Below are 15302 nucleotides of genomic sequence, written 5' to 3'. Positions count from 1 at the left end.
ATCCGGCAACGGCTCGATTCGGTCCACATCCGCGCCCTGAATCACGTTTCACGCCCGGCGGGAATCCCTCAAATCCGATTTTCCAAACAGCCTCTGAGCTGTCTTCGAACCCGTGCTTGCGAACCAGTCCAGCGTGACGACAGGACGCGCCTCACCGTCCTGTTGCGCAATATTCAACTGTTCCGCAACGCTATAGTCCGAAGCAATGGATGCCATCTCGATAGTTCTTGCCCCCTCAAGAAGATAAGATCGCTTTTCTTCCATAATCGCCCCCCATTGATGGCGGAATAATTGTGCACCGATTCGTAAGCTGTTGCGAGAGTTGAGCGTTTCGTCAACGCGAATTGCTGCTAAAACCGCATCTTTGACGAACAATAGCCGTTAACCCGCTCGGGCCACGGCTTATGAACGATTCTCCCAACGGGTGTGGGAGGGAGCTTTCACCTTCGCGCTGGGGGGCTTGGGCGGTCGGAAGGTCAAGCGGCCGCCTTCAGGCGCTTCTTCGCAAGCATCGCGCGGACGAACTTGTCCCATTTTGCCATCCCGGCCCGCTTCTCGGCCATGTAGTTCCAGCGGTCGTAGTGCTTGGAACTGACGTCCTGCAAGGCGTGGTTTTGTAACCGGTCGCGGATTTGCTTCGGGACGCCCGCTTTGCCAGCCAGCGTCTTGAAGGTGCGCCGCAGATCCCGGTTCGTCGCATAGGGGATGACGCCGCGGTGCCGCTGACGCCAGACAAAGCTGTAGAGCGTACCGTGGCTGACAGGTTTCGATGGATCTTTGGCCGAGGGGAAGAACCAGCCATACTCGTTGGGCTTGATCGATTCAATCAGTTCGGCAGCGAGCAAGGGCACTGGAACGGCGTGGGGCTGATCGTTCTTGGTCTTGGACCAGTCGATGATCCGCTCCTTGGCATCCCATTGATCAACATGCAGGCGCGCGATCTCGTCGACGCGCTGGCCGGTCAGCATGATGAGCTGCACTGCGCGCGGATAGGAGGGATGGACCGGCGTGTCAGGGCATTCGAGCCAGCGATAAAGCCGGACGAACTCGTCCTCGTCGAGCCAGCGGGTGCCTTTTACCTTCGGCTCGGTCGGAATGCCCGCTGCCGGATTGAAGGGAATGCGGAACCGGCGAGGGGATTGCTGCCGATAATCGTTGTCGGACTTCATGCCCCAGCTAAAGGCGGCATGGAGATAGGAGCGCACATGGTCGGCCATCGACTTGGCGCCGCGCTCGTAGATCGGCCGGATCAGCTCGATGATTTCCTCGGCCTCGATCTCGCGGGCGAGACGGTTGCGCCCGAGCGTGTCGGCGACCTTGTTCAGACCCTTTTCGGTTTCCTTCCAGGATGGCTTCCCGGCTTCCTTGAGCGCGGCGACGTAGCCCTCGAACAGATCGGCGACAGTGCCGGGGCGGGTATCGGTGGCGATCTTGATGCTCCGGCCCTTCTGGATCACATCGGCAAAATCGCGCTTGAAGATCTCGCGCGCCTGCGCGAGCGACATGGATGGATAGGAGCCGATCTTCTTCTTGGTGCGCTTGCCGTCTCGCCACTGCTGGGCCATCCAGTCGGCAGTGACGCGCTTGGGCATGGGCTTGAGGACGAGAATGAGGCGACCGGTGCCGCGCCCTTCGCCATCGGCGAGGTTCTCTTGTTTCTGGCTCATCTCGACCCGTTTCAGAGCGTGTCGGATCGAGGTGTCGGTCAGGGCGGGCATGGCGTTTCCTCCTGTTCCGCAACTGGGATCGGTCAGGGAGAAACGGGGATCGTTAGCTGGGATCGGGAAGCCGTTTTCTACCCCTTTTACAGCCCCCAATTTGCCATAACCGCCCCCACTACGCAACGCTCAAAATCGCCTAAATCTTTAGTGTTTCAACGTGATTAAGCGGGATTGTTCGTGATCTAGATCAGTGAGTGGGGTGGTTGTGAACGAGGATGATGGCCGTCGCCGACAGTTCCAGCGCCCGCTTGATGACCTCGCGCGGATACACCGGCGTGTGGTCGACCGTGCCGGTCTGCTGCACCTCGTCGGCGATCAGGGCGTTCTTCTTGTCGAGGAACAGGATGCGGAACTGCTCGCGCTCCTCGAAGGCCATCGAGGCGCGACAATAGTCCAGAACCTGGGCCCAGGACGACAGCACCTCGCGGCCGCTGATCTCGCCGCGCGCCATGCGCTTCGCCGCCGTCGCGATGACCTTGAGGTCGAGCGCCACGGACGCGCCAACTCCCTTGACCTCCTGGAGCAGGCTCGCCGGGGCGCCGAGCACCTCCGCCAGCGTGCCGAAGCGCGCAAGCAGGGCCTTTGCCACCGGCTTGGTGTCGGCGCGCGGGATCAGCCTGAACAGCAGCAGCTCGAGCAGCTCGTAGTCGGCGAGCGTGTCTCCGGATGCCACGAAACGCTCGCGCAGCCGTTCGCGGTGGCCGAGATAGTGAGGCTTTTCGGGGGCAGGACCGCTTTTGACCGGCGGCACGGACTGCTCGCCGAAGAACCCGCGCTCGTCGTGCTCGTTGCCGTCCATCCGCCGCCCCCGCCGGTCCGTAGCCGGCCGGGCGATCTTATGCGGGCAGGCCCGGGCGGTCGAGCCCCTTGGGCGACAGCGTGAAGATCTCGCAGCCGTCGGCCGTGACGCCTACGGTATGCTCGTACTGCGCCGAAAGCGAACGGTCGCGGGTGACTGCGGTCCAGCCGTCGGAAAGCACCTTCACATGCGGGCGGCCGAGGTTGATCATGGGCTCGATCGTGAAGATCATGCCCTCGCGCATCTCCACGCCTTCGTTGACGTTGCCGTAGTGCAGGATGTTCGGCGCGTCGTGGAACAGCGCGCCGACACCGTGGCCGCAGAAATCGCGCACCACCGAGCAGCGCTCGGCCTCGGCAAAGGTCTGGATGGCAGCTCCGATCGCACCCGTCCGCGCCCCCGGCCGCACGGCCGCGATGCCACGCATCAGGCACTCGTGCGTCACTTCGAGCAGGCGTTCGGCGGCGCGCTTGATCGTTCCCACCGGGTACATGCGGCTCGAATCGCCGTGCCAGCCGTCGAGGATGTAGGTGACGTCGATATTGACGACGTCGCCTTCGCGCAGCGGCTTGTTGTCGGGGATGCCGTGGCAGACGACATGGTTGATCGAGGTGCAGCAGGATTTCGTATAGCCGCGATAGTTGAGCGTGGCGGGCACCGCGCCGTGGTCCATACCGAACTCGAAGACGAAGCGGTCGATCGCTTCGGTCGTCACGCCCGGTGCGACGCGGTCGGCCAGTTCGTCGAGGCATCGTGCCGTGAGTTGGCAGGCCTTGCGCATGCCTTCGAAGGCATCGGCTCCGTAGAGCCGGATCTGGCCCGTATTCCTGAGGGGCGCCGTTTCGGCGTCGAGATAGCTGACCATGGACTTCTGCCGGACGAGTTCGGAGTGCTCGCAAAGGGCATGCGAGGCATCGCCGCAGATTTGGCACCGGACGCGTCCGGTTTCAACCCGCAAAGGCGATGGCGCGCGCTTTTGCGCCGCCCGGCCGCCCAAAAAGGCGGCGGTCAGCCGCCCTTGGCGGGCTGGAAGAGCGGTTGCTCCGGGCGCGGGGCGTTGGGATCGGCCGATCTCAGGCTTTCGATGTGAACCCAGCCGCGACGGCCCGCGGCCATCACCAGCGCCCAGTTGCCGTCGCGGGCGAAGATCCTGACGCCTTCGCCCTGCTTGATCGGGTAGAGGACGGGCGCGGCGATCTCCGGCCGCTGGCGGAGATAAATGCGCGTGCTGGTGAACAGCATACCGGGCTCGACGCTCTTGCCGGGCTTGCTCTCCACCGATGGACGCGGCGCCGGCATCTGCGGACGCGGGGCGGGCGTCGGCGGCGCCTTCTGGATGGAAGCGGTCTTGATCTCGGCCGGGGGACGGATCGGTGTATCAGGCTCAGACGCCCTGGGGGCTGGCGCAGGCTTCAAGGCAATCCGGTCGGAGCCTGGCCGCGGAGCTGCTGCAAGCTTCTGTTGTGCGGCCTTTGGCTGGTTCTTGACGTCAGGCGGCTCGACATCCGCCTTCGGCCGCGCGACGCCGGGGTTGGTCTGCGCGCCGACGCTTGCCTGCGGGCGCAGCACTTCCTTGCGCGGCGCAGATTCGGTCCGGGTTCGGCTCGTCGTCCTGGCGGGGCGCTCGCCGAACCCCGACTTGCTGGGTACTTCCTGCGTCATCGCCCAGCCGCCCGCCGCCATCGCGCCGAGCAGGAGCCATCTCAGTTTTGGAAGGGCGAATCCAGACATGCGGCGAGTCTGGACTTCAGAGCTTAAAGCCGCGTTGACGCAGATGACCGCATGGGCAGGGCGCTAGGCCTTCTTGAGGAACTCGGTCTTCAGGACGAGACCCTTGACCTGCTTGGTGTTGCACTCGATCTCGCCGGCATTGCCGGTCAGGCGGATGTTCTTGACCAGGGTGCCGCGCTTGATGGTCTCGGAGGTGCCCTTGACCTTCAGGTCCTTGATCAGCGTGACTGAATCCCCGTCATTGAGTTGGGTACCGTTGCTGTCCTTGACGATGTCTTCGGCCATGATGTGTCCTTCCGTGGCTGGAGTGGAGAGGCTTGGACTATGTCCTCGCAAGCGCGGCGTAAAGTGGGGCCGGTGGAAACAGGCCCGCATTTGCGGTGCAAGGACTGAAGATCGCGGTCTGTTCGGTGCTTGAGCGACGTGCGCTGGGGGTGCTGAGCCGAACCGGCTTGCGAGGGTGCCGAGGCGTCGCTGCACGACAAACGCGCAATGCTTTGCCGAACGCATGCGCAGCCAAGTAGAATGATTTTTGCCTGGAAAACCTGGTACGCCCAAGGGGAATCGAACCCCTGTTACCGCCGTGAAAGGGCGGTGTCCTAACCGCTAGACGATGGGCGCGCTCAGGTGAGGCGGTGTATAGTTGGGATGTTCGCGGCAGGCAACCCGTCTTTTTGCTGCGCCGCGAAATTTTTCGTCTTATCCCCTGCGGCCGCAGCGCCAGTTCCAGTCGCGCTCCGGGCCGACGTCGACGTGGACCGAATTGGTGCTGCAATAGGTGCCGACGCCACCGCGGTTGGGCATCGAGCGGAGGAAGGTGGCGAGTTCCCATTTGCCCACGCCGGGCACCTGGATGTCGGCGGCCGCGCAGGCCATGTGCAGAGATTTCTTGGCGCCGCCCACCCGGCGGTTGCGATCCGGATCGCGGAAGCCGGAGGTGACGATCATCTTGGTGCCGAACCGCTGCTCGACGGCCTTGAGCACGCGCACCAGCGATGGCTTGAGGCAGCTGACATCGACATTGTCGTTCTGCTTGAGCAGCCCGTTCGGCGCCAGGCGCGCCAGGCCAGCCGCGGAGGCCACCTGATACGACCCGTCGTCGCCTTCGTTCAGGTCCACGTCGCTGTCGTCGTTGATACCCGACTTGCGCTTGATTTCGAACAGGTCGGTGGTGCGGACGCCCGGCAGCGCCCAGTCCGAATCGCCGCCCGACGAGCCGCCGAGCGAGGCCATCGCCACCTGCTTCGAATTGGCCTTCGTGGAGGCGAGGGTGATGATCGGCTTGGCCTTTTCCTCGGGCGCCTTCGGCGCGGCGGCCGGTGCCGCGGCGGGAGTGGTCGCTATGAGCGGCTTTGTCTCTTCTTCCTTCGCCGGGGCAGACTTTGCGGGCGAAGAGCTGAACAGCGACGCGAGGAAGCCCTTTTTCTTTGGTTGCTGTGGCTCGGGCGTGGTGCCTACAGCCGCCAGGCCGTTGTCCTGCTGGGCCGAGGGCTTTTCAGCAGTGGCTTCCGCCACCTGCGCCGCTTCCGTCGTCTTGGGCTGCTCCACTTCGGTCGCGGCGGCGGCTTGCTGCGGCTGCTCGGCCTTTTCCAGGGCGCTTGCCGCCGCCGATTCGGTGCCCGGCTTGTTGACGGGAACGTAGCCGACCTGGTCGGGCAGCGCCGTGCCGCCTTCGGTACTCATCGCGAGATTGGTGTCCGCCTGCGTGGTCACGGCAGCTGGCGATCCTGCAGCTTCGGTCGTGCCGGCTGCATCAGCCGTTCCGGTAGTCGCGGACGAAGCATTCGCCAGTTCGAGATTCGGCTCGCCCGTGGAAGTGCACGAGGCGGCGGCAAGCGAAACCAGGACGGTCAGCGCAACGCCGTACCTCCAGTCCGCTGGTCGCAGTCGTCCTGACGTCAAGCCGGTCCCCTCTCAATGCAATGCAGCCAAAGAATACGCTTGGCGATGAAAATCCAACGTCTACGCAACCGCGCTTCTGGACGAGAAACGCTACCCGATCATCTGGCTGTGGTCCCCCAGTTTCGGGCTAGGCGCCAAATGCGGCGAGATCATGATTGCCATGATTTCGCCCACCTTGTGGATCGGCGTCAACTCACCGCAGATTTCAAGGAGTTACACTCGAACCTTGACATAGGTGCCGGGGGCATCTTCTAGCACCCGTCCGCTTGCGCCGGGCTTGCGCGCCGGAACGCGCTTGTCGTCCTTGGCCTCGATCCAGCGCTGCCAGTGCGGCCACCACGATCCCGCCGTCTCGGTCGCGTGGCCCAGCCAGTCGTCGAAGTCGCCGGTCGGCTTGCCGCTGCTCCAGAACTGATATTTGTTGGCGGCGGGCGGATTGATGACGCCGGCGATGTGGCCGGAGCCGCCGACCACATAGTCGACGTCGCCGCCGAAATACTTGCAGCCGAGGAAGACCGAGCGGGCAGGGGCGATGTGGTCCTCGCGCGCGGCGAGATTGTAGACGGGGATGGTGATGTCGGCGAGCGAGACCGTGCGCCCGGCCAGTTCCATCCTGCCTTGCGACAGGTTGTTGTCGAGGTAGCAGTTGCGCAGATAGAAGGAGTGGTTGGCCGCGGCCATCCGCGTCGAATCCGCGTTCCAGTACAGCAGGTCGAACGGCAGCGGCTCCTTGCCGCGCATGTAGTTGTTGACGACATAGGGCCAGATGAGGTCGCCCGACCTCAGCATGTTGAAGGCCGTCGCCATCTTGGTGCCGTCGAGATAACCCTTGCCCTTCATGGCGCGCTCAAGGGCGGCGATCTGGTCCTCGTCGACGAACACCTTGAGGTCGCCGGCATAGGTGAAGTCGACCTGGGTGGTGAAGAAGGTGGCCGAGCGGATGCGGTGGTCGCCTTCCTGCGCGAGCAGCGCCAGCGCCGCGGCCAGCAGCGTGCCGCCGACGCAGTAGCCGATCGCATTGACTTCACGTTCGCCGGTCGCCTGCTCGACCATGTCGAGGCCGTATTGCAGGCCCTCGCGGATATAGGCCTCCCAGTCCTTCAGCCCGTGGCGCTGGTCGGGGTTGATCCAGGAGATGACGAAGACCGTATGGCCTTGTTCCACGGCCCAGCGGATGAAGGACTTCTGCGGGTTGAGGTCGAGGATGTAGAACTTGTTGATCCATGGCGGGCAGATCAGCAGCGGCCGCTTCAGGACCTTGTCCGTGGTTGGCGCGTACTGGATGATCTCGGCGACGTCGCTGCGCCCGACCACCTTGCCGGGCGTCATGGCGACGTTCCTGCCGATCTCGAAGCCGGAATAGTCGGCCTGCCTGAGCTTCAGGTCGCCCTTGCCGGCCGCGATGTCCTCGGCGAACATCTTCATGCCGCGCACGAGGTTCTCGCCGTTGCTGGCGACTGTCTCGCGGAACAGTTCCGGATTGGTCAGGATGAAATTGGAGGGCGAAATCGCGTTGGTGACCTGCTTGACGTAGAAGCCGGCCTTGTGGCGCGTGTGCTCGTCCAGCCCGTCGGCATGCTCGACGAGGTCGCCGGCCCAGCGCGTGGTCACCAGATAGGCCTGCTTGAGAAAATCGAAGAAGGCGTTGCGGCCCCATTCCGGATCGAGGAAGCGCTTGTCGGCCCGCTCGGGCTTGATCGCGTCCTCGACCTGTTCGCCGGACATGCGCTGGACCGAGTTGCCCCACACCTCGAGATAGCCGGCAAACAGGCGCGTCTGCGCCTCCAGCGCGCGCGCGGGGTCCGACAGCCAGTATTCGGTGAGCCTGGAGAAGGTCTTGACCATGTCGGTCATCGGCTCGGCCACCGTGTCGCGCAACTCGCCCTTCTCGCGCGGTTCGACCCAGGCCGAGGCCGCCTTGCCAGCCTGCTCGATCATGCGGGCGATGTTGAGAGCGAAACGCTCGGGGTCCTTGACCAGATATTGCTCGATGGAGGAGGGGGAATCGCCGCTCGGCTTGTCCGAATCGTCTGCCTTCGCCATGGTCCTCGCAGGTCCTCCCAAAGGGCCTTTTATTGACATACTATCATGCGACGTCTTACCGGGTCCAACGCGCTCTATCGCGCCTGTCAGGGAAACATTATGACATATCGTGTTGGTCGGCATGTTTTTTTAGGCGCCCGCGTGACGCTCGCCGCGGCGCTCGTCGCGACGCCGCTCATGGCCAGCGGCTGCGCCAGCACGAGCACCGCCAATGATGCGACCGCCCAGGCCGGCGGACGCGGGGCGCAGGACACCGGCACCTATCCCAACCTCAACATTGCCCCCCAGGTGGCCGCACCCCAGTTCACCGACGACCAGAAGGCCGCCAAGATGGCCAGTCTGCAGGCGGCGCAGCGGCGCCAGGGCGGCGGCGCGGGCGGCGCATCGTCCGATTCCGCTGCGATGACCACGCTTGCGCGGAAGCACGGCGCCGACACGCTCAAGGCCATCGAAGGCAAGTGCGACCCTATCGACCCCGCCTGCAATTGAGTATATACGCGCACGCATCGCGCAGCCCCCGTTTGCCTGGAACTGACATGGAAGAATTTCACAAGGTCCGCCGCCTTCCGCCCTATGTCTTCGAGCAGGTCAATCGTCTGAAGGCCAGCGCCCGTTCGCGCGGCGCCGACATCATCGACCTCGGTATGGGCAATCCCGACCTGCCGACGCCGCAGGCAATCGTTGACAAGCTGTGCGAGGTGGTCCGCGATCCGCGCACCCACCGCTATTCGTCGTCGCGCGGCATTCCCGGCCTGCGCCGCGCCCAGGCGAGCTACTATGCCCGCCGCTTCGGCGTGAAGCTGAACCCCGACACCCAGGTCGTCGCCACGCTCGGCTCCAAGGAAGGCTTCGCCAACATGGCGCAGGCGATCACCGCGCCCGGCGACGTGGTGCTTTGCCCCGATCCGACCTATCCGATCCACGCCTTCGGCTTCATCATGTCGGGCGGTGTCATCCGCTCGCTTCAGGCGAAGCCCGATGACGGCTTCATCCCGGCGCTCGAGCGCGGCGTGCGCCACTCGATCCCCAAGCCGCTGGCGCTGATCCTCAACTATCCGTCCAATCCGACGGCGCATGTGGCGAGCCTCGACTTCTACAAGGACGTCGTCGCCTTCGCCAAGAAGAACGACATCATCATCCTGTCGGACCTCGCCTATTCGGAAATCTATTTCGACGGCAATCCGCCGCCTTCGGTGCTCGAGGTGCCTGGCGCCATCGACGTCACCGTCGAGTTCACCTCGATGTCGAAGACCTTCTCGATGCCGGGCTGGCGCATGGGCTTTGCCGTCGGCAACGAGCGCCTGATTGCCGCGTTGACGCGGGTGAAGTCCTATCTCGACTATGGCGCCTTCACGCCAATCCAGGTGGCGGCGACCGCAGCGCTCAACGGCGACGGTTCCGACATCGCCGAGGTGCGCGAGGTCTATCACAAGCGCCGCGACGTGATGGTCGATTCCTTCGCGCGCGCTGGCTGGGAGATACCTGCGCCGGCTGCGACGATGTTCGCCTGGGCACCGATCCCCGAGCAGTTCAGGCATCTCGGTTCGCTCGAATTCTCGAAGCTCCTGATCGAGCACGCCGACGTGGCGGTCGCCCCCGGCGTCGGCTTCGGCGAGCACGGCGACGACTTCGTGCGTCTTGCGCTGGTCGAGAACGAGCACCGCATCCGGCAGGCGGCCCGCAACATCAAGCGCTTCCTGTCGACGACCGCCAAGCATCCCAACAATGTGGTGCCGCTCGCAGCCCATCGCTGAGCGCGCCGCAGGCCAATCCAGAACTACCGAGTGAAGAGGCGCCGCCGACCATGGCTGAAGCATTGCGTATTGGAATTGCCGGTCTCGGCACGGTCGGTGCTTCGGTGGCGCGCGTGCTGCGCGACAAGGCGGCGGAACTCACCCGCCAGTGCGGCCGCGACATCGTCGTCACCGCCGTTTCGGCCCGCGACCGCTCGCGCGACCGCGGTGTCGACCTCGGCGGCGCGCAGTGGTTCGACGATCCGATCGAACTGGCCGAGAAGGCCGACATCGACGTCTTCGTCGAACTGATCGGCGGCGACGAGGGCGCGGCCCGCTCCTGCGTGCGCGCCGCGCTCGACGCCGGCCGCCACGTGGTGACTGCCAACAAGGCGCTGCTCGCCAAGCACGGCGTGGCACTTGCCGACATCGCCGAGAAGAAGGGCGTTCTGCTCAACTACGAAGCGGCGGTCGCCGGCGGCATCCCGGTCATCAAGACCATGCGCGAGGCCATGGCCGGCAACACGGTTTCCCGCGTGTTCGGCATCCTCAACGGCACCTGCAACTATATCCTGACGCGCATGGAAGCCGAGGGACTGACCTTCGAGGCCTGCCTCAAGGACGCGCAGCGCCTGGGTTATGCCGAGGCCGATCCGACCTTCGACATCGAGGGCAACGACACCGCCCACAAGCTGGCGATCCTCACCAGTCTCGCCTTCGGCACCAGGATCGCCGCCGACGACATCTATCTCGAGGGCATCTCGAACATCACCCAGGCCGACATCCGTGCGGCGGGCGAGCTCGGTTACCGCATCAAGCTGCTCGGCGTCGCCCAGCGCACCGAAACGGGTATCGAGCAGCGCGTCCACCCGACCATGGTGCCGACGGCGTCGGTGATCGCGCAGGTGCATGGCGTCACCAACGCGGTCGCCATCGAGACCGACATTCTGGGCGAACTGCTGCTTTCCGGCCCCGGCGCCGGCGGCAACGCCACGGCCTCGGCCGTCGTCGGCGACATCGCCGACATCGCCAAAAGCCGTCCCGGTTTCCAGCATGGACCGGTCTTCGGCCGTCCGGCCAAGGAACTGAAGCCCTACAAGAAGGCGCAGATGCGCAGCCATGCCGGCGGCTATTTCATCCGCCTGACCGTCCACGACCGCATTGGCGTGTTCGCGGCCATCGCCAAGCGCATGGCCGATAGCGACATCTCGCTGGAATCGATCGTCCAGCACGCCGACGGCAAGGACGGAGCCGGCCAGAAGACGGTGATCCTGGTCACCCACGAGACGACGGAAGCTGCCGTACGCAAGGCTGTCGACGGCGTCACCAAGGATGGCCACCTGACCGACAAGCCGCAGGTCATCCGCATCGAGCGCGCTGGCTAGGCTCGCACGGGAGAAGTGCCGGCGACGCGGCTCGCCGGCCTGGCCGTGTGCCAGCATTCCCATTCAATCGATTGATATTGTTTCGCTTTCGATTAAGGGGGCGAGAGGTCTTGCCGTTGTCACAAGTGTTTGACAATAAGGGCCGGCCCGGTTCGGGCACTCCGAATTCATCGACTGCAGGACCCTGATATGGCGAAAAGCGTTGTTGCCGGTCTCGACCGGATCCTCACCATGGAACTCGTGCGCGTGACCGAGCGCGCTGCTGTGGCTGCAGCAAGGCTGCGCGGACGCGGCGACGAGAAGGCGGCCGACCAGGTTGCCGTCGACGCCATGCGCCAGGAGCTCAACCGTCTCGCCATCAACGGCACCGTGGTGATCGGCGAGGGCGAGCGCGACGAGGCGCCGATGCTCTATATCGGCGAGGAAGTCGGCGCCGGCGGCCCCGAGGTCGACATCGCGCTCGACCCGCTGGAAGGCACCACCATCTGCGCCAAGAACCTGCCCAACGCGCTGGCCGTCATCGCCATCGCCGAAAAGGGCAGCCTGCTGTTTGCGCCCGACGTCTACATGGACAAGATCGCGGTCGGCCCGGGCTATCCGGACGGCGTGATCGACATCGACGCCTCGCCGGCGGAAAACATCGCCAGCCTGGCCAAGGCCAAGGGCGTGCCGGTGTCCGAAATCACCGCCTGCATCCTCGACCGCCCGCGCCATGCCAAGCTCATCGACGCGGTGCGTACGACGGGTGCTGCCATCCGCCTGATCGGCGACGGCGACGTCGCCGGCGTGATCCACACCACCGATCCGGAAGAGACGGGCATCGACATCTATCTCGGCACCGGCGGCGCGCCCGAGGGCGTGCTGGCTGCAGCGGCACTGCGCTGCACCGGCGGCCAGATGCAGGGCCGCCTCATCCTCGACACGCCCGAGAAGGTCGAACGCGCCGCCAAGATGGGCATTGCCGATCCCAAGAAGGTCTACCGTATCGAGGAAATGGCGCGCGGCGACGTGCTGTTCGCCGCAACCGGCGTGACCGACGGCAACCTGCTTGCCGGCGTCAAGTTCGGCCGCGATGCGATCACCACGCACACCATCGTGCTGCGCTCGTCGTCCAAGACGGTGCGCGAGATCAAGGCGCGTCACCAGGATATCGAAAAATTCTGATTACGCGCCCGCTGCGGTCGCCTATGGTCGGCCCGAGGCGGGTGGACCAGCACTGAATGGCGACTGAAAAGCGTAATTTCCTTGGCGTGAGGCGTTCGGCCACCGGTGTCTCATGGCAGCACCGGCTGACCGAACGCCAGGACATGATGGCGCTCGCGATCGCGCAAGGGCACGGCGTTCCCGACATCGTGGCGCGGGTGCTGGCCGGCCGGGGCGTGCTGCCCGAGGATGCCGAGCGCTTCCTCGATCCGACGATTCGCGATCTGTTGCCCGATCCGGCGTCGCTGACCGACATGGACAAGGCGGCGGAGCGGATCGCTAAGGCCGTCATCCGCGGCGAGAGGGTTGCCATCTTCGGCGACTACGACGTCGACGGCGCCTGCTCGTCGGCGCTGATGAAGCGCTTCCTCGGCCATTTCGGCATCCAGTCCGAGATCTACATCCCCGACCGGATTTTCGAGGGCTACGGGCCGAACCCCGATGCCATGCGCGAGCTGGTGGGGCGCGGTGCGAGCCTGATCGTCACCGTCGACTGCGGCACCAACAGCGCGGCCTCAATCGATGCGGCCAACGAGGCCGGCGCCGACGTCGTCGTGCTCGACCACCACCAGGTCGGCGGGCCATTGCCGAATGCGGTAGCCGTGGTCAATCCGAACCGCGACGACGATCTTTCCGGGCAAGGCCACCTCTGCGCCGCCGGCGTGACTTTTCTCGCGCTGGTGCACACCGCCAAGGTGTTGCGCGAGAAACTGCCCGATGCCCCGCGTCCGGATCTGCTCAAGCTGCTCGACCTCACGGCACTCGCGACGGTCGCCGACGTGGTGCCGCTCGTCGGCGTCAACCGCGCCTTCGTGGTCAAGGGGCTGCAGGCGATGCGGCAGCAGAACAATCCCGGGCTGACCGCACTTGCCCGCGTCGCCCGCATCGGCGAGCCGCTCAACGCCTTCCACCTGTCCTTCCTGCTCGGCCCGCGCATCAATGCCGGCGGGCGCATCGGCGATGCCGCGCTCGGCAGCAGGCTTTTGGCGACCGACGATCCGGTCGAGGCCGGCTCGATCGCGGAGACGCTCGACCGCCTGAACCAGGAGCGGCAGGCGATGGAAACCGAGATGCTGGCCCAGGCGCGCGCCGAGGCCGACGCCGAGATCGGCGCCGGGCCGGGGCCGGCCGTCCTGGTCACCGCCAATACCAGCTGGCATCCCGGCATCGTCGGGCTTCTGGCTTCGAGGCTGAAGGACCACGCCCGGCGTCCGGTGTTCGCCGTCGCCTTCAACGGTTCCGGCGTCGGCACCGGCTCCGGCCGTTCAGTCTCCGGTTTCGACCTCGGCAAGCTGGTGCGCGAGGCGGTCGAGGCCGGCCTGCTGGTCAAGGGCGGTGGCCATGCCATGGCGGCCGGCATCACGGTCCAGAAGGAGAAGCTCGGCGAGTTGCGCGCCTTCTTTGAAATGCGTGCCGCGGCCGACGTATTCCGCCTGCAGGACGAGGAGAGCCTTTTGATCGACGGCGCGCTTGCGGCGGAGGGGGCGACGCTGGCGCTGATCGACGCCCTGGAGAAGGCCGGGCCGTTCGGGGCAGGGCACGTGGCGCCCGTTTTCGTGCTGCCGCGTCACAAGCTTGCCGATGTCCGTGTCATCGGCACGGGGCATCTCAGGGCCGATCTGAGGTCGGAGAGCGGCGGGCGCATCCAGGGCATGGCGTTCCGCTCCGCCGAAACGCCGCTAGGCGATTTTCTGGCCAGGAACGCCGGCAGGACGATCCATGTCGCCGGCTCGCTGGCAGTCAATCATTGGAATGGCAATCGCACCGTGCAGTTGCGGATCATGGACGCGGCGCAGGCCGGTCCTTAAGTCAGCACCGCCTGCAGCCTGACGATCTCGGCCATCTGGGCCTTCGTCGCTTCGTAGCCGATGCGGATGGCCTCGTCGGCGCGGTGGAAATCGGACAGGCCGATGTGACCGAGCTTCGGCTGCAGCGACAGGTCCGGCGGGTCGCCGGCGAGGCGGGCGCGCGAAATGCGGTCCTGGATGATGTTGAAGGCTTCGACCATCACGCCGGTGATGCCGAGCCTTGCCTCGCGTTCGCTGGCATAGTCGCTCGACGGGCCCTCAGCCATTTCGCCGGCGCTGTGCTTGACCACGGCAGCGCGGCCGAAGAGGTCGTAGTGCAGGTTGACGGCCACCACGAGCGGCTGCTCATGCGCGCGGCAGACCGAGACGGGGACCGGATTGACCAGCGCGCCGTCGACCAGGGTGCGGCCGTTGCAGGTGACCGGCTCGAACACGCCGGGAAGCGCATAGGAGGCCCGGATCGCCTTGATGAGCGAGCCGCTCGACAGCCAGATCTCGTGGCCGGTGCGGATTTCCGCGGCGACGCAGACGAACGGCTTGGGCAGGTCCTGGAAGGTCAGGCCGTTCATGTGCTGCTGCATGCGGGCATCGAGCTTCATGCCGCCGAACAGGCCGTTGCCGACGAGCTGCAGGTCGAACAGGCCGAAGATGCGGCGCTTGGTCAGGCTGCGGGCGAATTCCTCGAGCTGGTCGAGCTTGCCGGCGAGATAGCAGCCGCCGACCAGCGCGCCGATCGAGGTGCCGGCGATCATGTCGATGCGGACGCCGGCCTCGTCGAGCGCCCTGAGCACGCCGATATGCGCCCAGCCGCGGGCGGCGCCGCCGCCAAGCGCGAGGGCCACGCCGGTGTCCTTCGGTTTTACTGGATCGTTGCTGCCGGTCCCGGATGAAAAGCCATTGGCTTCCCGGACGTTGTGGCGCGCGTAGAATGATGCCCATTCGAGCATCGCAATCTCCCTTGTCCCATGAGCAGATTA

14 protein-coding genes and 1 tRNA gene are annotated in these 15302 nt (G+C 65.4%); 5 read left to right on the top strand and 10 right to left on the bottom strand.

Annotation, left to right across the window (positions count from 1 at the left end):
- Window positions 1-48: 48 nt before the first annotated feature.
- From J2X50_RS12130 to J2X50_RS12090, 9 genes are all read right to left on the bottom strand, one after another.
- On the bottom strand, window positions 49-375 hold the full coding sequence (locus J2X50_RS12130; RefSeq protein WP_429095115.1) for a hypothetical protein: 327 nt from the start codon (window positions 373-375) through the stop codon (window positions 49-51).
- A gap of 101 nt (window positions 376-476) precedes the next feature.
- Window positions 477-1718: a tyrosine-type recombinase/integrase gene (locus J2X50_RS12125; protein WP_429095113.1), complete on the bottom strand. Its 1242-nt coding sequence runs from the start codon at window positions 1716-1718 to the stop codon at window positions 477-479.
- Between the two features lie 190 nt (window positions 1719-1908).
- Complete coding sequence (locus J2X50_RS12120; protein WP_429095110.1) at window positions 1909-2520, bottom strand: JAB domain-containing protein; 612 nt, start codon at window positions 2518-2520, stop codon at window positions 1909-1911.
- Window positions 2521-2557: 37 nt separating this feature from the next.
- Window positions 2558-3385: a type I methionyl aminopeptidase gene (map, locus tag J2X50_RS12115; RefSeq protein ID WP_429095107.1), complete on the bottom strand. Its 828-nt coding sequence runs from the start codon at window positions 3383-3385 to the stop codon at window positions 2558-2560.
- 143 nt (window positions 3386-3528) lie between these two features.
- Entirely contained in the window at window positions 3529-4251 is a 723-nt protein-coding gene (locus tag J2X50_RS12110) for an SH3 domain-containing protein (protein WP_429095104.1), read from the bottom strand.
- A gap of 63 nt (window positions 4252-4314) precedes the next feature.
- Window positions 4315-4536: an alkylphosphonate utilization protein gene (locus J2X50_RS12105; RefSeq protein WP_347966671.1), complete on the bottom strand. Its 222-nt coding sequence runs from the start codon at window positions 4534-4536 to the stop codon at window positions 4315-4317.
- 261 nt (window positions 4537-4797) lie between these two features.
- Window positions 4798-4872: transfer RNA gene (locus J2X50_RS12100), tRNA-Glu, on the bottom strand.
- 78 nt (window positions 4873-4950) lie between these two features.
- Window positions 4951-5964 (bottom strand): YcbK family protein, encoded by a 1014-nt coding sequence (locus tag J2X50_RS12095; RefSeq protein ID WP_429095101.1) that lies wholly within the window; start codon window positions 5962-5964, stop codon window positions 4951-4953.
- Between the two features lie 402 nt (window positions 5965-6366).
- Entirely contained in the window at window positions 6367-8196 is a 1830-nt protein-coding gene (locus J2X50_RS12090) for a PHA/PHB synthase family protein (protein ID WP_429095098.1), read from the bottom strand.
- Window positions 8197-8295: 99 nt separating this feature from the next.
- Between J2X50_RS12090 and J2X50_RS12085 the strand changes: the two genes are divergently transcribed.
- The 5 genes from J2X50_RS12085 to recJ all read left to right on the top strand — a co-directional run bounded on the left by J2X50_RS12085 (window position 8296) and on the right by recJ (window position 14325).
- Window positions 8296-8685, top strand: a complete 390-nt coding sequence (locus tag J2X50_RS12085; protein WP_429095095.1) for a hypothetical protein — start codon at window positions 8296-8298, stop codon at window positions 8683-8685.
- Between the two features lie 47 nt (window positions 8686-8732).
- Window positions 8733-9950, top strand: coding sequence for an LL-diaminopimelate aminotransferase (locus J2X50_RS12080; RefSeq protein WP_429095092.1), 1218 nt, complete (start codon window positions 8733-8735; stop codon window positions 9948-9950).
- A 50-nt stretch (window positions 9951-10000) separates the two neighbouring features.
- Window positions 10001-11314, top strand: coding sequence for a homoserine dehydrogenase (locus tag J2X50_RS12075; protein ID WP_340037408.1), 1314 nt, complete (start codon window positions 10001-10003; stop codon window positions 11312-11314).
- A gap of 189 nt (window positions 11315-11503) precedes the next feature.
- On the top strand, window positions 11504-12478 hold the full coding sequence (gene glpX, locus J2X50_RS12070; protein WP_429095089.1) for a class II fructose-bisphosphatase: 975 nt from the start codon (window positions 11504-11506) through the stop codon (window positions 12476-12478).
- 56 nt (window positions 12479-12534) lie between these two features.
- Window positions 12535-14325 carry a single-stranded-DNA-specific exonuclease RecJ gene (gene recJ, locus J2X50_RS12065; protein WP_429095087.1) on the top strand — a complete coding sequence of 597 codons (1791 nt, stop codon included), beginning with the start codon at window positions 12535-12537 and terminating at the stop codon, window positions 14323-14325.
- On the opposite strand, the gene J2X50_RS12060 is transcribed toward recJ, so the two are convergent.
- Window positions 14322-15272, bottom strand: coding sequence for a patatin-like phospholipase family protein (locus tag J2X50_RS12060; RefSeq protein ID WP_429095085.1), 951 nt, complete (start codon window positions 15270-15272; stop codon window positions 14322-14324). The two genes, recJ and J2X50_RS12060, sit on opposite strands and share 4 nt — an antisense overlap.
- Window positions 15273-15302 lie beyond the last annotated feature (30 nt).

The organism is Aminobacter sp. BE322 (assembly GCF_050433525.1).
Classification (GTDB): domain Bacteria; phylum Pseudomonadota; class Alphaproteobacteria; order Rhizobiales; family Rhizobiaceae; genus Aminobacter.
Note: the sequence above shows the minus strand (reverse complement) of the source record. Positions and strands in the feature narration are given on the sequence as shown.